The organism is Erythrobacter sp. JB1-15, from assembly GCF_057365035.1.
The window spans coordinates 2,946,402-2,964,776 of sequence record NZ_CP200295.1; the positions used below are offsets into that span (position 1 = coordinate 2,946,402).

Genomic DNA, 18,375 nt, shown 5'->3' on the forward strand with positions numbered 1-18,375 from the left:
GCGAATTGTGATGATTACCAGCTATCACGATAGCGTTAAGGATGTGCAAGCCCAGTTTGGCAGCGCAGGGGGTCTTGCTGGCACTGCCATCGCCCCTTTTGACCGTACTGACTGGTATGATCTGCTTCAGCAGACTGGTCTTTCCCCGCTCTATGCCTGTGTTGAAGACGGCGAGGAAGGCGCTTTTCTGGCGCTGTCCCAAACCGGCAGACAGCTGGAGGCTCTGCGCAATTGGTACGCTTTCACGTGGCGGCCACAAGCCTCTCGAAATGCCCATGGCGATCAGCTAATCTCGCTTATTGCCCGCGACCTTAGATCGCGCGCACATCGGGTCATCTTGGAACCTGTGCCCAATGAATGCGGATCAGCAGATCAGATTGCGCGTGCTTTTGCAAAAGCTGGATGGCGCGTCGAAGTCAGCCAATGCGACACCAATCACTTTATCCGCCTTCGCGGTCGCAGTTTTGCAGACTTCTGGTCAACGCGCCCCGGCCCGCTGCGCACCACGCTCAAGCGCAAGGGCAACAAGGTTGAAACTCGCATGTTGACCGAATTTGATGCATCCATGTGGGCGCACTATGAAAGTATCTATTCAGCCAGTTGGAAGCCCGATGAGGACCACCCCGGAATGCTGCGGGCCTTTGCCGAAAACGAGGCGAGATCGCAGCGACTGCGGTTGGGCATCGCGCTTTACGAAGATGAACCCATTGCCGCCCAGTTTTGGACCGTTGAGGACGGATGCGCCTATATCCACAAGCTCGCACACCTCGACGAACACCGCAATCTTTCCGCTGGCACCACATTGTCAGCGGCGATGTTCAAACATGTAATCGACATTGATAAAGTTGAGCTTGTTGATTTTGGCACTGGCGATCAGCCCTACAAATCAGACTGGATGGGCGAAACGCGCCCGCGCTACCGGATCGATTGCCTCAACATGAAAAGCCCGCGCGCATGGGTCGATCTTGCCAGACTGGCCTATCGCCGACTTCAATCCGATACCGTCCCGGCGCTTGCACCGCGCCCCGCCGCTGGCTAAACGCGCGCGAAAGTTTGAAAGCAGCCTAATGCGCGCTTTTTCGCGCTAATGACGACACAATGCTGCGGAAGGGGAATTAAAGGTCATGAGCAATTCGCAAGCTCACCCAAGTGATGGCAAGCATGCCGCGCGCACCAATGACGATGATCGTGTTGCGGCGGAGAATGTGGACACTGACCTGAAGCAGATTATTGCCGACGTGCTCGGGCTTGATGCGGAAACAGTTCTCCAGTTCGCCCCGGAAACCGGATTGTTTGGACATCTTCCGGAATTGGACTCCATGGCCGTTGCAGGCTTGTTGACAGAGATGGAGGATCGGCTCAGCATCTTCATCGAAGATGATGATGTCGATGGCGAAATGCTTGAAACCTATGGCGGGTTGCTTGCGTTTGCCCAATCCAAGCTTTCGGAAAGCGAACAGCGTCTTACAGAGAATGGCAAGGATAGTCCGGCGAAGTGATCGCAACCTGGCCTTGCCCGCTGCCCGATGGCCGGAACGTTGATGAATTGCTGCTTTCGATTGAAGCTGACGAAGCGGGGGAAAACGGCAAGACCGGCGAAGCATGCGTTCTGATTGTCCCCCCTTTGTTTGGCGAGCACAATTTGATGCGACGGCAACTGGTCCTGGTCATGCGATCGCTCGCGGCATCGGGTATCGCAAGCCACATGCCGGATTTGCCCGGACTGAATGAAAGCGTGGAGCCGCTTGGGGACCAGACCATCGCTCATTGGCGTTCTTCAATTCGCCGCGCAGTTGAGCAATTGGGAGCAAAATATGTGTTCGCGGTGCGCAGCGGCGCGTTGCTCGCCTCAGATGTGTTGCCGGGCACCCTCTACGAACCCCAATCAGGCGCGAAGCTGTTGCGCGGCATGATCAGGGCGCAAAGCATCGCAAGTCGCGAGGCGGGAATTGCAGAGCAAGTGAACGATATGATGCAGCGCGGCCTTGAGGATGGGATTGTTCTTTCAGGGTGGCACCTTGGGGCGCACATGGTCAGAGAACTTGAAACAGCAAATGTTGCTGCCGCGCCGGACCTCAGAGAGATTCAACAATCGCAGGTCAGCAATGCTGGCCTTTGGCTCCGTGCTGAACCCTCGCAAGACGTGCCGCAGGCTGAGCAAATCGCGCACATCATTGCGGCGCATATCCAAGAACTGGGATTGCCAAGCGCATGACCCGGCTCGCGCTCGATTTCGGCTGCGGCAGCCTCAAACTTGCTGGCAGCTTCGACACAGCACCGGGCGCCACTGGTCTGCTGATCGTGAGCGGCGGAAATGAAATTCGATCAGGGGCATTTGCGGGTCAAGCAAGACTTGCAGCGCAGATTGCAAAGGCGGGCTTTCCTGTGTTCAGGTTTGACCGGCGCGGCGTTGGCGATAGCGAAGGCGAAAATCGCGGCTTTCGCTCCAGTGCGGGTGACATTGCCGCAGCGATAAAGGCGTTTCGCGCCCTTGCCCCTCAGATCAACCGGGTGATCGCGTTTGGCAATTGCGATGCAGCATCGGCGTTGATGCTCACATCGGGAGCGGGTTTCGACGGCCTTATCCTGTCCAACCCATGGACTACCGATGACAATAACCGCGTTTCAGATGGCCAAATAAGCGACCCAACGCCGCCGCCAGCTGCGATCCGTGCACGCTATGCTGAAAAGCTTAAAGACCCAGCAGAAATAATGAGGTTGCTGCGCGGTGGTGTTGATATGCGCAAATTGGCGCGCGGGCTGTTCAAGTCTGTGAGCGCCACGTCCCAGCCCTCCGATCTCGCAGCTGAAATGCGCGATGGTCTCGCCAAATTTGACGGACCAGTGAGGATATTGCTGGGAAGCGCTGATCGCACCGCTCAGATCTTTGAAAACGCTTGGGATCGTTCAAAACCAAGCCTTGCAAGCTGCGTAGTTGAAAAGTGCGAAGGTGCCGGCCATGCCTATGTCGAGCCTGCGCATCAGGAATGGTTGATCGCGCAAATATTGGCTGGAATGCGTGCTTAGCGCTCAAACAGGCTGATCAGTTCGACATGGGTCGACCAGCGGAATTGGCCCACCGGGCGCAGTTTGGTGAGCGCAAACCCTTTTTCAGCCAATGTTGCAGCATCCCTTGCCCAGCTTGATGGATTGCAGCTCACATAGACAACTCGGTCGCAAGTGCTGCTGGCGATCTCAGCTACTTGCATTTTGGCGCCCGCACGCGGTGGATCGAGCAACACCGCGTCAAATCTGCTTAGTTCTTCGCCGGTCAGTGGGTTGCGGAAAAGGTCACGATGAAGGGCATGCACCGCGCCGCCGGTTCGAGCAGCGGCGGTCTTGCACGCCAGGTGCGCGGCTTGATCGGCTTCAACAGCGAGCATCTTTCGCCCGGACTTCAAAGCAAAAGCGAATGTTCCAAGCCCCGCAAACAGATCCGCCGCCAGCTTTGCATCACCCAGAAACTCGCGCGCATCTTTGACCAATTGCGTTTCAGCATCTTGGGTTGCCTGCAGGAAGGCACCCGGCGGCAGTGAAACCGCAACCCCGCCCAAAGTAACGCTTACCGGATCTGGTTCCCACCGCGTTTCTGCGCCGTATCCCTGATCCACGCTTACCCTTGCAAGCCGATATTCACGCGCAAATTCCGACAGCGCCTCAATCGCTGCAAGGCCGTCCAACGCGAAATTCGAAAGCCCCACATCAACCCCTTGGTCGCAAACGGTCAGATCGATGTCCACTGCGCCCTTTGGCCCGAATTGGCCGATGAGCCTGCGTAAAGGAGCGACCAGTTCAGAAAGATCGGGATGCAGAACCGGGCATGCGTTCACGTCAACGATGCGGTGCGATCCGCTCTCGCGAAATCCTAAAGATGCGCCTTTTTTGGTGCGCAAGGCGTGCAAAGTGCATCGTCGGCGAGCGGCGGCGGGCGACAAATAGGCTGGCAGTTCCACGCCAATTTGCAGGCCCTGCCCCAATGCAGCGTTCACCACTCTATCGCGCACAAAAGCGCTTAAGGCGGTATCATCGGCGTGCTGCAACTGGCACCCGCCACACGTTCCAAAATGCGGGCATGGCGGTGATTGATGATGGGGGCCGCGTTTGACAATTGCGCCCGCCGGATCGACAGAATCGCCCGGCAGCGCGCCTTTGGCATGGATGCCGCTCGGTGTCACCCCATCGCCTTTCGCGGCGAGGCGGACAACTTGCTCCGTCAAGGGAGCGCTGGCATCGCTCACTCCGCAGACGCTCGAAGCATATCTGCAGGAACGCGGTATTGATCTTGCCCGATGGAAAACTCTGTCACGTCTTCACTGCTCTGATCGCTTATTCTGAGAGTGTCCGCCCCATCAGCGACTCCCAATTCCTGGGTTTCGGGATCAAATTCGATCCGGCGAAAGCCGCCATCAGGATGGTGCAGGATGAAGAAATCAGCATCCGCCCTAATACTATGTTCAAGCGTGCAAACTTGGGACATTTCCACGCCTTGGCCGATCGCACAGTCGATGGCATCACCTTCGGGTTCGGGGCTTGCCTGCGTGCCGCACCCGCTTAGCAATGCCGCCGCGCTTACAGCGCTAAATATCCGCAAAGACATGGCGTTCCTCTTTTGCTCCGGGATGGGTGAGCGCGCCATAACGCGCTTTGCCGACATTCTGGGCATAGCGCCACAAAGCACCCGACTGGTAATCGTTGGTGCGCGCTTCCCATTTGGATTTGCGCGCCGCAAGTGTCGCCTCATCAACATCCAGATCAATGGTGCCCGCTTCGGCGTCAATGCTGATCGTGTCGCCATCTTCGACCAAAGCGATGGGGCCGCAATCCGCAGCCTCCGGCCCGACATGACCAATGCAAAACCCGCGTGTTGCGCCGGAGAAACGGCCATCGGTGATAAGCGCGACTTTCTCGCCCATACCCTGCCCGTATAGCGCCGCCGTGGTGGATAGCATTTCGCGCATTCCGGGGCCGCCTTTGGGTCCTTCGTAACGGATAACGACAACGCAGCCTTCGGCAATATCGCGCTGCTCAACCGCGGCAAAAGCGTCTTCCTCGCAATCGAACACGCGCGCAGAGCCTGTGAACTGAAGGCGCTCCATCCCCGCAACTTTTACAATGGCGCCATCAGGTGCAAGCGAGCCCTTCAGGCCAACCACTCCGCCAGTAGGCGTCAGCGGGGTTTTGACGTCATAGAACACTTTTTGATCCGGGTTCCACGTGATTTCTTCAATATTTTCGCCCAGCGTTTTGCCGGTCACGGTGATCGGATTGGGATCAAGGAAACCGCCGTCTAGGAGCGTTTTCATGCCCATATAGACACCGCCCGCTTCGTGCATATCCTTCGCCACATATTTACCGCCCGGTTTCAGATCGGCGATGTAAGGCGTTGATCTGAAGATTTCGGCGACATCGAAAAGGTCAAAATCAATCCCCGCCTCGCTCGCCATCGCAGGCAGATGCAGTGCGGCATTGGTCGATCCGCCTGTCGCAGCCACCACACGGGCAGCGTTTTCGAACGCTTCTTTTGTGCATATATCGCGCGGGCGCAGATTGATCTTCAACAACTCCATCACCTGAGCGCCCGCAGCGCGCGCAATTTCTTCGCGTGATTTGTATGGCGCGGGCGACATATTGCTATTTGGCAGAGATAATCCAATCGCCTCCCCAACGCATGCCATTGTGTTTGCCGTGAATTGTCCGCCGCATGCACCGTGTCCGGGACACGCGACCTTTTCCAGCTCAATCAGCTCTTGCAATGGGCAGTTTCCGGCAGCGTGTTGGCCCACAGCTTCGAACACATCGACAACCGTGACATCCTCGCCCTTATAAACGCCGGGAAGGATGGAGCCGCCATAGACAAAGATCGAGGGGACATTCAGCCTAAGCATGGACATCATCATGCCGGGCAAGCTTTTATCGCACCCGGCAAAACCAACCAGCGCATCATAACAATGCCCGCGCACCGAAAGCTCTACACTGTCCGCAATCACTTCGCGGCTGATCAGCGAGCTTTTCATGCCCTGATGGCCCATCGCGATGCCATCTGTGACTGTGATCGTGTTGAAACGGCGCGGTGTCCCGCCTGCGGCGATAACACCCTCGCGGCAGATATCCGCTTGCGGATCAAGAGTGGTGTTGCACGGGGCGCTATCATTGCCGGCGCTGGCAACCGCAACAAAAGGCTTTGCGATATCGTCTTCGGTCATACCCATCGCATAATAATACGAGCGATGCGGCGCGCGTTCCGGGCCAACAGAGACATGGCGCGATGGCAATTTCGATTTGTCGTAAGACATTATGTTTCCCGCTGCATTGTATTTGCGAAACAGCCCTGCCTTTATGCGAGCGCCAGCGCAACCCTGCCCGCTACATCAGCAACCATCGCAGCCCAGCGCGATTGTTCTGCCCTTGTAGCGATCAAGTCTTGGCGGATCTCAATCGCGAGGTAAGGACGCCCGTACGCTTCGGCATGGCGGTTCATTGTCGCGTTCAGCTCGCGGCCTGAATAGGGCTGGTTATCACCGACATTCAGACCGAATTCGCTGAACAATCGAATTGCATGACGCGCAGCGCGGTCATCCTGATTATAGAGCAATGCAACCTCCCAAGGGCGTTTTTCATCGCTGGTTTTCAAGCTAGGGGTGAAAGAGTGGAGCGAAAGGATCAGACTGGGCCGCGCATCATCCAGCCATGCGGCCAGAGCATCGTGATAGGGCCGGTAAAACCGCGCAATCCGCGCGTCTCTATCCGCTCCCAAATTGCCGGGGATGAGGTGCCCATCGCTTTCCTCCGGAATAAGGCCGGGGTGATTTTCCTCACGGTGAAGATCAATGACAAGGCGGCTCTGGCAGGCAAGATGCGCTGGGATGCCGTGACGGCGCGCCAAACGCTCTGCGATGCCCTCAACTCCGATATCGACGGCGATGTGCTCGGCCAAAAGATGGGCCGCTATGCCCAGCGGCACGTCTTCGGGCACAAAATTAGAGGCGTGATCGGAAACGCACACTATGCCGCCGGACGTGAGTGTGCCGATTTGTCGGAACGCAGGAGAGTCATTCATCCCGGCGCTTTAGCGCAATTTACCCGCCAATTGCCACCAATCCGGATGGGCTGTCTCTATCTGGGCAGCGGCTTCGTCGCGCGCCTCGATATTGTCGTATAGCGCAAAGCATGTGGCACCTGAACCAGACATGCGAGTGAGCCACGCCTCGGACTGGTTTAGTTGATGAAGTACCTCCGCAATTGCGGGTCTGAGCGAAATGGCGCTGATGGAAAGATCGTTACGCCCTTCTATTGCAATATTACGCGCACTAGCCAAGGCGCAGCCCTCTGGTAAGGCAAGCCCGCCGCGATCCTTGCCATCCCAGCCTTTGAAAACCGGCCCTGTCGCGAGAGGTTCGCGCGGGTTCACGAGCAATACGGGGGTTCCAGTGAGGTCGTTTTCAACCGGCTCCAAGTCGGTGCCTGTTCCGAGGCCAATCACCGTCTCACTGCGCACACAGCACGGCACATCTGCGCCAAGCTTTGCCGCGCGCGCGTGCCAATCATCGGGCAGGCCGTACATTTGTTCAATCAGCCGGAAAACCGCGCCTGCATCGGCAGACCCACCACCGAGGCCAGCAGCGACGGGGAGGTTCTTTTCAAGGGTGATGTCGAGGCCGTTCGGGCGTGGAAGGATGGCAAGAGCTTTGGTGACGAGGTTGTCGAATGGATTGTCGATGCCTGTTGCGAATTCTCCGACGGTGGTGACTTTGCCCTGATCGGCAATCTGCGCGCTAAGCGTGTCGCCCGCGTCGACGAAAGCGAACAACGTTTCAAGCTCGTGATAGCCATCATCGCGCCGCGCGCGGACATGGAGCGCAAGGTTGATCTTGGCGTAGGCGGTTTCGATCATCGGTCACTATTGCTTTTGATATTTCCACTCCAAAACTCTCGTAGCGCAATCCAACGGACTATTGCTCCAACTCCGACGATATAGCCTACCAGTAAAACTGAACGGTCAAGATCGGTCAGAACCGTTTTGACAAGCTCATTCACAAACCCAGCGAACAGCATTCCCAAGAGCAAGATTGCCCAACAAATAATTTTGCGGAGAATCGGAAGAAACTTCATTCACTTTCAATTATCATACTGGTGGAGCAAATCGCCCCTCCACCACTTCGTGGTCCCGCTCCCCGTTTCGGGGAGGATGTGCTGGACGAATGCAGTCTCTTTCACCGCTTCCATTCAATTAGCCGCCAAGTTGGAGCTGCGACGTAGAAGAGAAGACCCATAACGGACAGAAGAACACCCATCCAAAACTCAATCCTTGCAGATATAAGTATCAAACCAAATGCCATTGCAGCCATACCACCGTAACGCATAAACGGTTCGAATTTGGAACATTTTCGCGTAAATTCAGTAACTTCGCGGTCAACTACTGTTTCTTCGATCCACTTATCAATCGTGTGCCTAGTGTTGAAATGCAGTGCCAGAACAAACCCTGTGATTGCCAAAGCCATAAATGGATCGATCTGGTTCATTGACCCATCACATATTCGGATAATTAGGCCCGCCGCCACCCTCTGGCGTTACCCAGTTGATATTCTGGTTCGGGTCTTTGATATCGCAGGTCTTGCAGTGGACGCAGTTTTGCGAGTTTATCTGGAATTTGGGCTCTTTGCCCTCTTCCTCGATCCACTCATAGACCCCCGCCGGGCAATACCGGTTTGAGGGGCCGCCAAAGACTTCGTATTCGCTTTCCTTCTGCAAATCCCAATCCGCCACATGCAAGTGCACCGGTTGGTCCTCTGCGTGGTTGGTGAAGGAATAGGCCACATTGGTCAGCCTATCGAAGCTGATTTCGCCATCGGGCTTGGGGTAGTCGATTTTGGGATAGAGGTCCGCGCGGCCTGTCTGCGTGTAATCGGCATGGTGCTTCATACTGATCGGCAGGCCTATCTTCAAAGTGCGCATCCACATATCCACGCCGGCGAGCACAGCGCCGATATCTTCGCCGTACTTGGCAACGGCAGGTTCTGCATTCTGAACTTTCTTGAGCTCGTCCGCAATCCAGCTTGACCGGACAGCGGGCTCATAGGCTTGCAGTTCGGGCTGGCTTTCGTGGCCTTCGATTTCAGCCGCGATCGCCTCTGCGCACAGCATACCGCTTTTCATCGCGGTGTGAGAGCCTTTGATCCTTGGCACGTTCACAAATCCAGCCGCGCAGCCAATCAGCGCGCCGCCGGGAAAGGCAAGCTTGGGCACAGACTGCCAGCCGCCTTCATTGATAACGCGCGCACCGTAAGCAACGCGGGTTCCGCCTTCCAAGTAGGCGCGGATTTCGGGGTGCTGCTTCCAGCGCTGAAACTCCTGATAGGGCGAAACCCATGGGTTCTTGTAATCGAGCGCGGTGACAAAGCCGATCGCGACTTGGTTGTTCGCCTGATGGTAGAAGAAGCCGCCGCCCCACGTGCCGCTTTCCGACAAAGGCCAGCCTTGTGTGTGGATGACCCGGCCCGGCTTGTGCTTCTTGGGATCGATGTCCCACAGCTCTTTGATGCCAAGTCCGTAGACCTGCGGCTCGCAATTGGCCTCAAGGTTGTATTTGGCTTTCATCTGCTTGGTAAGCGAGCCGCGCGCGCCTTCGGCAAACAGAGTGTATTTCGCCTCGATCTCCATGCCGGGGGCAAAGTCGCCTTTTTGGCTGCCATCCTCGGCGATGCCCATATCCTGCGTGATAACACCTTTGACCGCGCCATTGTCGTCAAACATCACTTCGGATGCGGGAAAGCCGGGGAAGACCATCACGCCAAGCTCTTCGGCCTGTTCAGCCAGCCAGCGTGTCATATTGCCCAGCGATCCGGTGTAACAGCCATGATTGCTCATCAAAGGCGGCATAACGATATGCGGGATCGAGGTTTTGCCGCCTTTGGACAAAACCCAGTGCCAATTATCGGTCACCGGCGTTTCTGCCATCGGGCAATCCTTATCGCGCCAATCGGGGATCAGTTCATCCAGGGCCTTGGGATCAACCACTGCGCCCGAAAGGATATGCGCGCCGATTTCCGATCCTTTTTCAAGGACCACAACCTCAAGCTCTTCATTCAGCTGTTTCAGCCTGATTGCGGCGGAAAGGCCCGAAGGCCCGCCACCAACAATCACAACATCGCATGGCATGGATTCGCGTTCAGTCATCTGCTTTTGGTATCCCGGTTAGTCATCGAAACGGCGCAAATCCGCTTCTTTCGCATTATCACTTGCTTACTGGCAAAGCCGCAGTCAAGACTTGGTGTAACCGATGGATACCTCTCTGCCCCCTATCAAAGATGAATTGGCAAGCGCATTTGACTGGTGGCGCGATGCCGGGGTGGATTGTGCGTTCACCGATGACGCAGCGGCATGGCTGGGTGAAGCGGCCGCGCAAGGGGAGCCTGAAACGCTCAAACAGCCGTCCAAACGCGAAGCGGTTGCGGGTGAGGCAAAGAGCGAAAATACGCCGCCACCCGCTCAAACTTTGCCGGACAGGGTTGATCTTTTCGCAGGATCACCGCCTGAAACCCTTGAAGCTTTCCGCACTTTCTGGATGGAGGCGCCGGGATTGGACGCGATCGGTCCGCGCGGCCGGGTGCCGCCCCGTGGTGATCCCGGTGGAAATCAGAGCACAAAGCTGATGCTGTTGGTCACCGATCCTGAGGCGCACGATAGCGAGCGATTGCTATCTGGTCCGCAGGGCGAGTTGCTGACTGCGATGCTGCGCGCAATGGGCATTGATGAAAGCGAAACCTATATCGCGTCGGCTCTGCCGCGCCGCACGCCTGTTGCAGACACCGCTGCCATCGCGGCGAGCGGGATGGATACGGTAACGCTGCATCATATTGCTTTGGCCCAGCCCAAGGCTGTCTTGGCCATGGGGCCTAACACTTTGCCGCTGCTTGGGCTCGCATCACCGAAAGCATCTGCGTCTTTACGTGAAATCAACCTAGGTCATTTATCAAAGCCTTTCATGTTAACCGACGGGCTGGACAGCCTATTGGCCATGCCGCGATTGAAAGCGCGGTTCTGGCGGAGATGGATCGAATGGTCAGCCGAAGTGTTTTGAATGTTGGCCTGCGCAGGCTCGGACTTGCCGCAGGCCTTGTTGCCAGTTTTGCTGTCCCGTCCGCACTTGCCGCTCAATCGAGCAGCATGGTCGCGCATTATGAACGCCCTTCAGCCGGGGCGAACGACACCGCTTTCACGATCCTGTCGGCAGAGGAACTGGCGCTTTACCGCGATGTGTTTGCCGCGATCGATGCGCAGCAATGGTCACGCGTTGAGCAGCTGCTTTCCAATACGCAGCCGGGCGTGCTGCATCAGGCGGCTTGGGCGGAATACTACACCCATGCCAAAAGCCCCAAAGCCAGCGCCGGCCAGATCGCGCGCTGGTTTGAGGCGGGATCAGATCTGCCGCAGGCTCAACAGCTCAGCCGGCTGGGGGCAAAGCGCGGGCTGACCAGCCTCCCTTATCTGCCCCAGGCCCGCAGCTTTCGCCGTCAGCCTTCCGCGCCCAAGCGCATTCGTCCGCGCGCCATCAATGATGGCACCATTTCGGCCAGCACAAGGTCCGCCATTCGTGACCGGATCAAGAACGATGACCCGGCTGGCGCACACGCATTGCTCGCCGAAGTCGATCCCTATCTCAGCTCTGCTGCCCGCGCTGAATGGCGCCAGCGTGTCGCGTGGAGCTACTACATCGAGAACGACGATGCGAACGCTCTCGCGCTTGCGGACACCGTATCCGAAGGCTCCGGCCCATGGGTGGCTGAGGGGTACTGGGTCGCAGGGCTTGCTTCGTGGCGGATGGGCGATTGCGCCATCGCTGGTGAAGCCTTCGCGCGCGCCGCTGCGGGTTCTGCCAATGCCGAACTAACAGCGGCTGCCCATTACTGGGCGCACCGTTCGCTTGTCCGCTGCCGAGAGCCGGGCCGGGCGCAATCGCACCTGTCCAGCGCTGCCAGCCATGCCGAAACGCTGTACGGCATGCTCGCCGCCGACCAACTGGGCATCACCCCGCCTGCCGCAGGTGAGCCGGAACCGCTCAGCCAGGACGAGTGGTATGCCCTTGCCCGGCGCAGCAACGTCCAGGTTGCCGCCGCGCTTGTCCAGATCGGGCGGCCTCAACTGGCCGACGAAGTGCTGCGGCATGAGACCCGGATCGGCAATCCGCAAGACTACACCGCAATGACCAAGCTCGCGCGCCAGCTCGGCCTGCCTTCCACCCAGCTCTTCATGGCGCACAACGCACCTTACGGCGTGCGCAGCGATGCGGCCTTGCGCTTTCCCGTCGCGCGGTGGAAGCCCGCGACCGGCTGGCGCGTTGACCCTGCACTTGCCTTTGCCCATGCCCTGCAAGAGAGCAACTTTCGCGCCTCTGCCGTCAGCCCAGCCAATGCGCGCGGGTTGATGCAGATCATGCCGGGCACCGCGCGCGATCACAACCGCCGCCTCAACCTTGGCGCATCCTATGCTGACCTCAACGACCCCGAGGTCAACCTTGCCTATGGCCAGCAACACCTTGAGATGCTGCGCGATAGCGGCGCAACGCAGGGCCTGCTTCCCAAGATCATGGCGGCCTACAATGCAGGCCTTACTCCTGTCAGCCGCTGGAACTACGAGATCCGCGATCAGGGTGATCCGCTTCTTTGGATGGAGTCGATCCCCTATTGGGAAACGCGCGGCTATGTCGCTATCGTCATGCGCAATTACTGGATGTACGAACGCGCCGCCGGCCTCCAATCGCCTTCGCGCAAAGCGCTTGCACAAGGACAGTGGCCACTCTTCCCGCAAATGGCTACGGCAAGGGCAGCGCTTCTTCAGCAGTAAGGACATGACCCATGGCGATCGACACGGATAGAGAATTCAAACCCATCCAGATCGCCGTCCTTACCGTCTCTGACACCCGCACGCCGGAAACGGACACCTCTGGCGACATCCTTGCCGAGCGGGTTACCGGTGCAGGTCACACTCTGGCCGCCCGCACCATTGTCAAAGACGATGCCGCCTTGCTCGCCGCACAGCTTGATACGTGGATTGATGACCCCGCGATTGACGCCGTTGTCTCCACCGGAGGCACCGGGCTGACAGGCCGCGATGTCACGCCAGAGGCGTTCACCCTGATAGACGGCGCCCGCGACATACCCGGCTTTGGCGAGCTGTTTCGCTGGCTCAGCTACAAGACCATCGGCACCAGCACCGTCCAATCGCGCGCCTGCGCCGTGGTCGCGCGCGGCACATACCTGTTCGCCCTTCCCGGCTCGAACGGAGCGGTCAAGGACGGGTGGGACGGTATCCTTGCCGAGCAATTGGATAGCCGCAATCGGCCGTGCAACTTCGTCGAACTGATGCCGCGCCTAAGAGAGTGATTGCGCGAATGACAGCGCCCATTCACCCATAAAGCGTTATCAAGCACTTAGCTGAGACATGGACCGCATGTTACACGGTCTTGGCGCTAAAAACCTTCCCTCCTATTCCGGCCTTGAAAAGTGGCCGCCGCAATAGCGGTATGCCGCCCTGTAGGAAAGCGGTCCAGTTTGCGCGCCGCCCATCAATGTCCCGGCGCTCGCATCAGAAATTCGGTTGGCATTGGGATATTATGTTCTATATATGTTCCCACTATGGAATCGCCCCCTCACCCCGATTATGAGCGCGGCAAAGGCGCTGCTTCTGGCGATGCGCCGACGCGGTTTGGGCTATCCTCGCGCGAGGTGGACGGCGATTGGCGCGATTATGTGGCCGCCCTTAACGATGGCCCGCCTGCAAAGCTGCGCACCCATGTGACCGAGGAGAACCCCAAGACCATCCTCTCCTTCAATAAATCGCCCGATGTGCCATTTGACCGTTCGATCAACGCCTATCGCGGGTGCGAGCATGGGTGCATCTATTGCTTTGCCCGGCCCACCCATGCGTATCACGATCTGTCACCCGGCCTCGATTTTGAGACGCAGTTATTTGCCAAGCCCAATGCGGCAGACTTGCTGCGCAAAACGCTGGCAAAGCCGCGCTATCAGCCGCGCCCGATTGCGCTGGGCACCAACACCGATCCTTATCAGCCGATTGAGGGGCGCTACCGCATCACGCGCGCCATTCTTGAGGTGTGTCTGGAAGCGCGCCATCCCGTCACCATCACCACCAAATCGGACCGCATATTGCGCGATGCCGATCTGCTGGAGGAAATGGCGCGCCGCCGCCTGCTGGCCGTGGCGATATCGGTGACCACGCTTGATCCGGTGCTTTCGGGCAAGCTGGAGCCGCGCTGCACCGCGCCTGCCAAACGCATAGCGGCCTTGGGTAAGCTGGCCGCTTCTGGCGTGCCGGCCCATTGCTCTGTCTCCCCCATCATCCCTGCGATCACCGATGAGTTTATGGAGAGCATCATTGCAGAGGCGGACAATGCAGGCGTGCAAAGCGCAAGCTGGATCCCGCTGCGCTTGCCGCACGAAGTGGCCCCGCTGTTTCGCGAGTGGCTGGATGTGCATTACCCGCAGCGCGCCGCGAAAGTGATGAGCATTGTGCGTTCCATCCGCACAAAAGACGGCCGCGCGCGTGATAATGATCCGCAGTTTTTCACCCGGATGAAACCTCAAGGCGTGTGGGCCGATCTGTTTCGCGCGCGGTTTCGGATTGCGTGCAAGCGCGCGGGCATCGCGCATAGCGATATGGGCGCAGGTAAAAAGCGCGGGGGTGAAAAGCGCGCCGGTGAAAGGCGCGGGGGTGAAAGGCGCGGGAGTGTGATGAAAGGGCGCGAACAGGGCGCGCGCTGGGTGGATGATGGGGGCAGCGCGATGCGCCATCCGCTTGATTGCAGCGCCTTCAGACCGCCTGAGATTGATGGCCAGATGCGGCTGCTTTAACCATAATGGCGGTAAGTTAGGGGTTTATCCGTATATCACTCTTCGTGATTTCTACGTAGAACCTCGGGGAATAGGTCCGAAATCGATGTTTCGGGCGCGATCTGACCGGGGATAGTCATGGAACACACAAAACAAACCACCACAACCGAACTGCGCGCGGTTCTGGCCGCCTTGCAGGTGCAATTGGCAAAACTTGATAAAGTGGGGGCCGCAATTCCGGCGATCCATTTGGATGCCTCGATCCAAGAATTGCGAAAAATGATCCGCCTGGCCGGTGTGTGATTATCCGGCTGTTTAAGGCAATGGCCTCAGGCGCGCTTTGCAAGGCGCAAAGCTAGCCCGCCGGTCCCGGCATTCATCCAAGGACGAAAGCGAAAGCGGCGGGCAGCAGGTCTGATCGCTTAATCAGCGGCAGACAGGTTCACAGCCGAAGCCTTGCCATTGCGGCCGGTTTCGATCTCGTAATTCACGCGCTGTTCTTTATCGAGCGTTTGCATCCCAGCAGCCTGCACGGCGCTGATGTGAACAAAGCTGTCATCACCGCCATCGTCGGGCTGGATAAAGCCATAGCCCTTGTCGGTGTTGAAGAATTTAACGGTTCCGGTCTTGCTCATAATGGTTCCTTTCAAGAACGCTTGAGTGTGCCGCATGGCAAAGCGCCAGGCGGTATGCGTAAAATCGTCCGATGAAAGGAAGTCGTCGTCTGGTTTTCGCCGGGGGCTTTAAAACCAAGCGGCGGTCGTCATAATCCGAAGTCCGTCGCATATTTCGACGTCAGCAAAAGCGGTGTAGCAGGGTATAGGCGGCGTGGATAGCTTTGTGTTTGGGGTGAGTTATCCGGGCTGACCCCTTTCAGCTTCACCGCAATGCTATCAAGATTTGTCTCGAGTGCAGATTTGATTTTTTTGAGCACTGTCGATTTTGGCGAGTGATCCCGTTTCCCGTCGGCTCTTTGCTCTTCATCTGAGCAATATCGATAAAGCAGCTCCATGACCTCGGGACTGCGGTAGACATTCAAATAAGAGCTTGCAGGGTCGGCGCCCACTTTTTCTAGCAAAGCATCAGAAGGGCGCCCATGTCTCCAAAGAGAATTGCTGATTGCTCGTAAATATCCGGCATCATAGATGTCGTGCACTGAGTTTTCGGTCCGATCGCATTTGTCTCGATGAGCGAAATCGCATGACGGAAGCTTGTTGAGCGCCTCGTTAAAATTGCGCAAAACGGCGAGGCAGTTCGCTGAGTTTTCAATTGGGGCAAAATCGGTATCCAGCATACAAGCCCATGCTAAGTTGTTGGCTCTTTCTTCATCAGGCGACTGCCCTTCCCCATTCGATTGACCACAGCTCACCAAAACCAGTGATAAGAGGGCGAGAAGAAATCTCACCCAAAACCCCCGCCAATCTCTCCCGGCTTAAACCGCATCAGGCGGCTGTCCACCAGCGCAGCTGTCCGGTTTACCACGGCAAGCTGATAGTCCGCATCCTTGATCATCTCAAAGAACGCGCCGGCATTGGGATATTGCGCCACGAACCCGTCGTGCCACACCTTGTCATCCGGCTCTGGCCCTGTGACCATGGTTTGAAACGCGCCGCGCCACACGATCTCTCCGCCCACGCGGGCGAAGATTGGGCCTGAGGTTTTGCCGTATTCCTCATAAGCGCGCTTGCCTGACCAGCCATTGCCATGGTGCTCGTGGCCCTCGGGGTATTCGGCCAAATCGCGGAAACGCAGCAGGTTGAGCATATGGATCGGCTCATCGCGGGGCAGATCTTTGAATGCTTGGAAGTTGGCGGGCGATGGGTCGATATATGCTTTAGCCACTGCGTCACCCCTCCAGCTTATAATCCGCGAACCTATCGCGCAGATCTTTCTTCGAGATTTTACCCGTGGCAGTGTGCGGAATATCGTCCACAAATTCGACCGCATCGGGCAGCCACCATTTGGCAACGATAGGCTTTAGATGCTCCACGATATCATCGCCTGTGCAGGCTGCGCCTTCGTTCTTGATGACGAACAGGACGGGGCGCTCATCCCATTTGGGATGCGGCATGCCCACACAAGCGGCCTCTGCCACGTCAGGATGGCCCATGGCTGCGTTTTCAAGCTCGACAGAGCTGATCCATTCGCCGCCCGATTTGATCACATCCTTGGTGCGGTCGGTCAGCTGCAAAGTGCCATCGGGGTGGATGATGCCAACGTCGCCGGTATCGAACCAGCCATCTGCGCCCACTGCGTCTTTTTCCGCTTTGAAATACCGCTTGATAATCCACGGCCCCCGGATTTGCAGCGCGCCTGATGTTTCGCCATCGCGCGGCAATTCGGTGGTCATGTCATCGAGGCTGACAATGCGAAGCTCCACGCCGAAAACGGGGCGGCCCTGCATGGCGGTTTTGTCGACTTTTTCCTCGAACGAAAGCTGGTCCCAATCCCATGTCGGCCCGCCAACCGTGCCGATGGGCGATGTTTCGGTCATCCCCCAGGCGTGCTGGACGCGGGTGCCGTTTTTCATCAACCGCTCAATCATAAAGCGCGGGCAGGCAGAGCCGCCGATTGTGGCGGCTTTCAAAGGCGGCAGGTCGATGCCTTCACGATCGCAATATTGGAAATGCGCGAGCCACACGGTCGGCACGCCTGCGCTGTCGGTTACCCCTTCGCGCAGCATCAATTCGTGGAGCACAGCCGGATCATTGACGGCAGAGAACACAAATTTGATCCCCGCCATCGCGCCCGCATATGGCAGGCCCCAGCTCGCCGCATGGAACATCGGCACAACGGGGAGCATCACAGAAGCGCTGGAGAAATTGAACGCCGCCGGTTGCAGCCCGGCAAGCGCATGGAGCACGGTGGAGCGGTGCTCATATTGCACGCCTTTGGGATTGCCCGTCGTGCCCGACGTATAGCAGATCATGCACGGATCGGTCTCCGCGCCGTCAACCCAGCTGTAGTCGCCCGATTGTTCGCCAATCCAGTCTTCGAATGCGGGGGAATGCTCGGCTGAATCGTAGCAGATGTAGTGCTCAACCGTGGGCCAGCGATCTTTCATCTGGTCGATAATGGGCTGGAACGCCGCATCATACAGCATCACTTTGTCTTCCGCATGAGTGACGATATATTCGAGCTGATCGGCAAACAGGCGCGGGTTTACCGTGTGGAGAACCCCGCCCATGCCCGCAACGCCGTACCAACTGACGAGATGGCGCGAATGGTTCATCGCTAGGCTGGCCACTTTATCGCCCGGTTTCAGACCCAAAGCCTCCAAAGCCTGCGCCATTTTCAGCGCATCGCGGCGAATGCCTGACCAATCCGTGCGCGTTTCATTGCCATCAGCCCAGCGCGTCACAATTTCGCGCCCGCCCGCCTCGCGCGCGGCATGGTCGATCACATGGGTGACCCGCATGGTCCAGTTCTGCATGGCTCCGAGCATCAATTGTGTCCTCTCTCATCAAGCGCTCTTGCGCGTTTCTTTAAGCAACCTTCTGGCAAGGCTCACCGCGCTTTTCAATGATAT

General features: G+C 57.7%; 20 protein-coding genes. 9 read left to right on the forward strand and 11 right to left on the reverse strand.

The window, feature by feature from the left end; all coding sequences use genetic code 11:
- Positions 1-10: 10 nt before the first annotated feature.
- From AC0V6L_RS14220 to AC0V6L_RS14235, 4 genes are all read left to right on the forward strand, one after another.
- Positions 11-1,039, forward strand: coding sequence for a GNAT family N-acetyltransferase (locus AC0V6L_RS14220; protein WP_486154830.1), 1,029 nt, complete (start codon positions 11-13; stop codon positions 1,037-1,039).
- A gap of 166 nt (positions 1,040-1,205) precedes the next feature.
- A complete protein-coding gene (locus AC0V6L_RS14225) occupies positions 1,206-1,499 on the forward strand; it encodes an acyl carrier protein (RefSeq protein ID WP_486155155.1) in 294 nt (97 codons plus the stop codon).
- Positions 1,496-2,215: an alpha/beta hydrolase family protein gene (locus AC0V6L_RS14230; protein ID WP_486154831.1), complete on the forward strand. Its 720-nt coding sequence runs from the start codon at positions 1,496-1,498 to the stop codon at positions 2,213-2,215. Before AC0V6L_RS14225 ends, AC0V6L_RS14230 begins: the two co-directional genes overlap by 4 nt.
- Positions 2,212-3,027: a hydrolase 1, exosortase A system-associated gene (locus AC0V6L_RS14235; RefSeq protein WP_486154832.1), complete on the forward strand. Its 816-nt coding sequence runs from the start codon at positions 2,212-2,214 to the stop codon at positions 3,025-3,027. The genes AC0V6L_RS14230 and AC0V6L_RS14235 overlap by 4 nt, the downstream gene beginning before the upstream one ends.
- Here the strand turns inward: AC0V6L_RS14235 and AC0V6L_RS14240 are convergent.
- The 7 genes from AC0V6L_RS14240 to AC0V6L_RS14270 form a co-directional block, all read right to left on the reverse strand.
- Positions 3,024-4,238: a class I SAM-dependent RNA methyltransferase gene (locus tag AC0V6L_RS14240; RefSeq protein WP_486154833.1), complete on the reverse strand. Its 1,215-nt coding sequence runs from the start codon at positions 4,236-4,238 to the stop codon at positions 3,024-3,026. The genes AC0V6L_RS14235 and AC0V6L_RS14240 overlap by 4 nt on opposite strands.
- Positions 4,235-4,597, reverse strand: coding sequence for a hypothetical protein (locus AC0V6L_RS14245; protein WP_486154834.1), 363 nt, complete (start codon positions 4,595-4,597; stop codon positions 4,235-4,237). Before AC0V6L_RS14245 ends, AC0V6L_RS14240 begins: the two co-directional genes overlap by 4 nt.
- On the reverse strand, positions 4,578-6,293 hold the full coding sequence (gene ilvD / locus AC0V6L_RS14250; RefSeq protein WP_486154835.1) for a dihydroxy-acid dehydratase: 1,716 nt from the start codon (positions 6,291-6,293) through the stop codon (positions 4,578-4,580). The genes AC0V6L_RS14245 and ilvD overlap by 20 nt, the downstream gene beginning before the upstream one ends.
- Before the next feature lie 41 nt (positions 6,294-6,334).
- Positions 6,335-7,057, reverse strand: a complete 723-nt coding sequence (locus AC0V6L_RS14255) for an N-formylglutamate amidohydrolase (protein ID WP_486154836.1) — start codon at positions 7,055-7,057, stop codon at positions 6,335-6,337.
- A gap of 9 nt (positions 7,058-7,066) precedes the next feature.
- Complete coding sequence (locus tag AC0V6L_RS14260) at positions 7,067-7,891, reverse strand: 4-(cytidine 5'-diphospho)-2-C-methyl-D-erythritol kinase (protein WP_486154837.1); 825 nt, start codon at positions 7,889-7,891, stop codon at positions 7,067-7,069.
- 319 nt (positions 7,892-8,210) lie between these two features.
- Complete coding sequence (locus AC0V6L_RS14265) at positions 8,211-8,519, reverse strand: hypothetical protein (RefSeq protein ID WP_486154838.1); 309 nt, start codon at positions 8,517-8,519, stop codon at positions 8,211-8,213.
- Positions 8,520-8,526: 7 nt separating this feature from the next.
- Positions 8,527-10,173 carry an electron transfer flavoprotein-ubiquinone oxidoreductase gene (locus tag AC0V6L_RS14270; protein WP_486154839.1) on the reverse strand — a complete coding sequence of 549 codons (1,647 nt, stop codon included), beginning with the start codon at positions 10,171-10,173 and terminating at the stop codon, positions 8,527-8,529.
- A 103-nt stretch (positions 10,174-10,276) separates the two neighbouring features.
- Between AC0V6L_RS14270 and AC0V6L_RS14275 the strand changes: the two genes are divergently transcribed.
- From AC0V6L_RS14275 to AC0V6L_RS14295, 5 genes are all read left to right on the forward strand, one after another.
- Complete coding sequence (locus tag AC0V6L_RS14275) at positions 10,277-11,077, forward strand: uracil-DNA glycosylase family protein (protein ID WP_486154840.1); 801 nt, start codon at positions 10,277-10,279, stop codon at positions 11,075-11,077.
- Positions 11,056-12,840 (forward strand): lytic transglycosylase domain-containing protein, encoded by a 1,785-nt coding sequence (locus tag AC0V6L_RS14280; protein WP_486154841.1) that lies wholly within the window; start codon positions 11,056-11,058, stop codon positions 12,838-12,840. Before AC0V6L_RS14275 ends, AC0V6L_RS14280 begins: the two co-directional genes overlap by 22 nt.
- An 11-nt stretch (positions 12,841-12,851) precedes the next feature.
- On the forward strand, positions 12,852-13,379 hold the full coding sequence (gene moaB, locus AC0V6L_RS14285; RefSeq protein ID WP_486154843.1) for a molybdenum cofactor biosynthesis protein B: 528 nt from the start codon (positions 12,852-12,854) through the stop codon (positions 13,377-13,379).
- Between the two features lie 252 nt (positions 13,380-13,631).
- Positions 13,632-14,867 carry a PA0069 family radical SAM protein gene (locus tag AC0V6L_RS14290; protein WP_486154844.1) on the forward strand — a complete coding sequence of 412 codons (1,236 nt, stop codon included), beginning with the start codon at positions 13,632-13,634 and terminating at the stop codon, positions 14,865-14,867.
- 117 nt (positions 14,868-14,984) lie between these two features.
- Positions 14,985-15,149 carry a hypothetical protein gene (locus tag AC0V6L_RS14295; protein ID WP_486146425.1) on the forward strand — a complete coding sequence of 55 codons (165 nt, stop codon included), beginning with the start codon at positions 14,985-14,987 and terminating at the stop codon, positions 15,147-15,149.
- A gap of 119 nt (positions 15,150-15,268) precedes the next feature.
- On the opposite strand, the gene AC0V6L_RS14300 is transcribed toward AC0V6L_RS14295, so the two are convergent.
- The 4 genes from AC0V6L_RS14300 to AC0V6L_RS14315 all read right to left on the reverse strand — a co-directional run bounded on the left by AC0V6L_RS14300 (position 15,269) and on the right by AC0V6L_RS14315 (position 18,291).
- The gene (locus AC0V6L_RS14300) at positions 15,269-15,481 is read right to left on the reverse strand and encodes a cold-shock protein (protein ID WP_486146427.1); all 213 of its coding nucleotides are present in this window, start codon (positions 15,479-15,481) and stop codon (positions 15,269-15,271) included.
- A 128-nt stretch (positions 15,482-15,609) separates the two neighbouring features.
- Complete coding sequence (locus tag AC0V6L_RS14305) at positions 15,610-16,251, reverse strand: hypothetical protein (RefSeq protein ID WP_486154845.1); 642 nt, start codon at positions 16,249-16,251, stop codon at positions 15,610-15,612.
- A complete protein-coding gene (locus AC0V6L_RS14310) occupies positions 16,248-16,688 on the reverse strand; it encodes a DUF1330 domain-containing protein (RefSeq protein WP_486154846.1) in 441 nt (146 codons plus the stop codon). Before AC0V6L_RS14310 ends, AC0V6L_RS14305 begins: the two co-directional genes overlap by 4 nt.
- A 4-nt stretch (positions 16,689-16,692) precedes the next feature.
- Entirely contained in the window at positions 16,693-18,291 is a 1,599-nt protein-coding gene (locus AC0V6L_RS14315; protein WP_486154847.1) for a long-chain fatty acid--CoA ligase, read from the reverse strand.
- Positions 18,292-18,375 lie beyond the last annotated feature (84 nt).

Coding starts and splice junctions, on each gene's coding strand:
- AC0V6L_RS14255 (WP_486154836.1), bottom strand. CDS start 7,057: ATGAATGACTCTCCTGCGTTCCGACAAATCGGCACACTCACGTCCGGC.
- AC0V6L_RS14280 (WP_486154841.1), top strand. CDS start 11,056: ATGGTCAGCCGAAGTGTTTTGAATGTTGGCCTGCGCAGGCTCGGACTT.
- AC0V6L_RS14300 (WP_486146427.1), bottom strand. CDS start 15,481: ATGAGCAAGACCGGAACCGTTAAATTCTTCAACACCGACAAGGGCTAT.
- AC0V6L_RS14270 (WP_486154839.1), bottom strand. CDS start 10,173: ATGACTGAACGCGAATCCATGCCATGCGATGTTGTGATTGTTGGTGGC.
- AC0V6L_RS14265 (WP_486154838.1), bottom strand. CDS start 8,519: ATGAACCAGATCGATCCATTTATGGCTTTGGCAATCACAGGGTTTGTT.
- ilvD (WP_486154835.1), bottom strand. CDS start 6,293: ATGTCTTACGACAAATCGAAATTGCCATCGCGCCATGTCTCTGTTGGC.
- AC0V6L_RS14315 (WP_486154847.1), bottom strand. CDS start 18,291: ATGCTCGGAGCCATGCAGAACTGGACCATGCGGGTCACCCATGTGATC.
- AC0V6L_RS14260 (WP_486154837.1), bottom strand. CDS start 7,891: ATGATCGAAACCGCCTACGCCAAGATCAACCTTGCGCTCCATGTCCGC.
- AC0V6L_RS14290 (WP_486154844.1), top strand. CDS start 13,632: ATGGAATCGCCCCCTCACCCCGATTATGAGCGCGGCAAAGGCGCTGCT.
- AC0V6L_RS14220 (WP_486154830.1), top strand. CDS start 11: ATGATTACCAGCTATCACGATAGCGTTAAGGATGTGCAAGCCCAGTTT.
- AC0V6L_RS14295 (WP_486146425.1), top strand. CDS start 14,985: ATGGAACACACAAAACAAACCACCACAACCGAACTGCGCGCGGTTCTG.
- AC0V6L_RS14275 (WP_486154840.1), top strand. CDS start 10,277: ATGGATACCTCTCTGCCCCCTATCAAAGATGAATTGGCAAGCGCATTT.
- AC0V6L_RS14245 (WP_486154834.1), bottom strand. CDS start 4,597: ATGTCTTTGCGGATATTTAGCGCTGTAAGCGCGGCGGCATTGCTAAGC.
- AC0V6L_RS14235 (WP_486154832.1), top strand. CDS start 2,212: ATGACCCGGCTCGCGCTCGATTTCGGCTGCGGCAGCCTCAAACTTGCT.
- moaB (WP_486154843.1), top strand. CDS start 12,852: ATGGCGATCGACACGGATAGAGAATTCAAACCCATCCAGATCGCCGTC.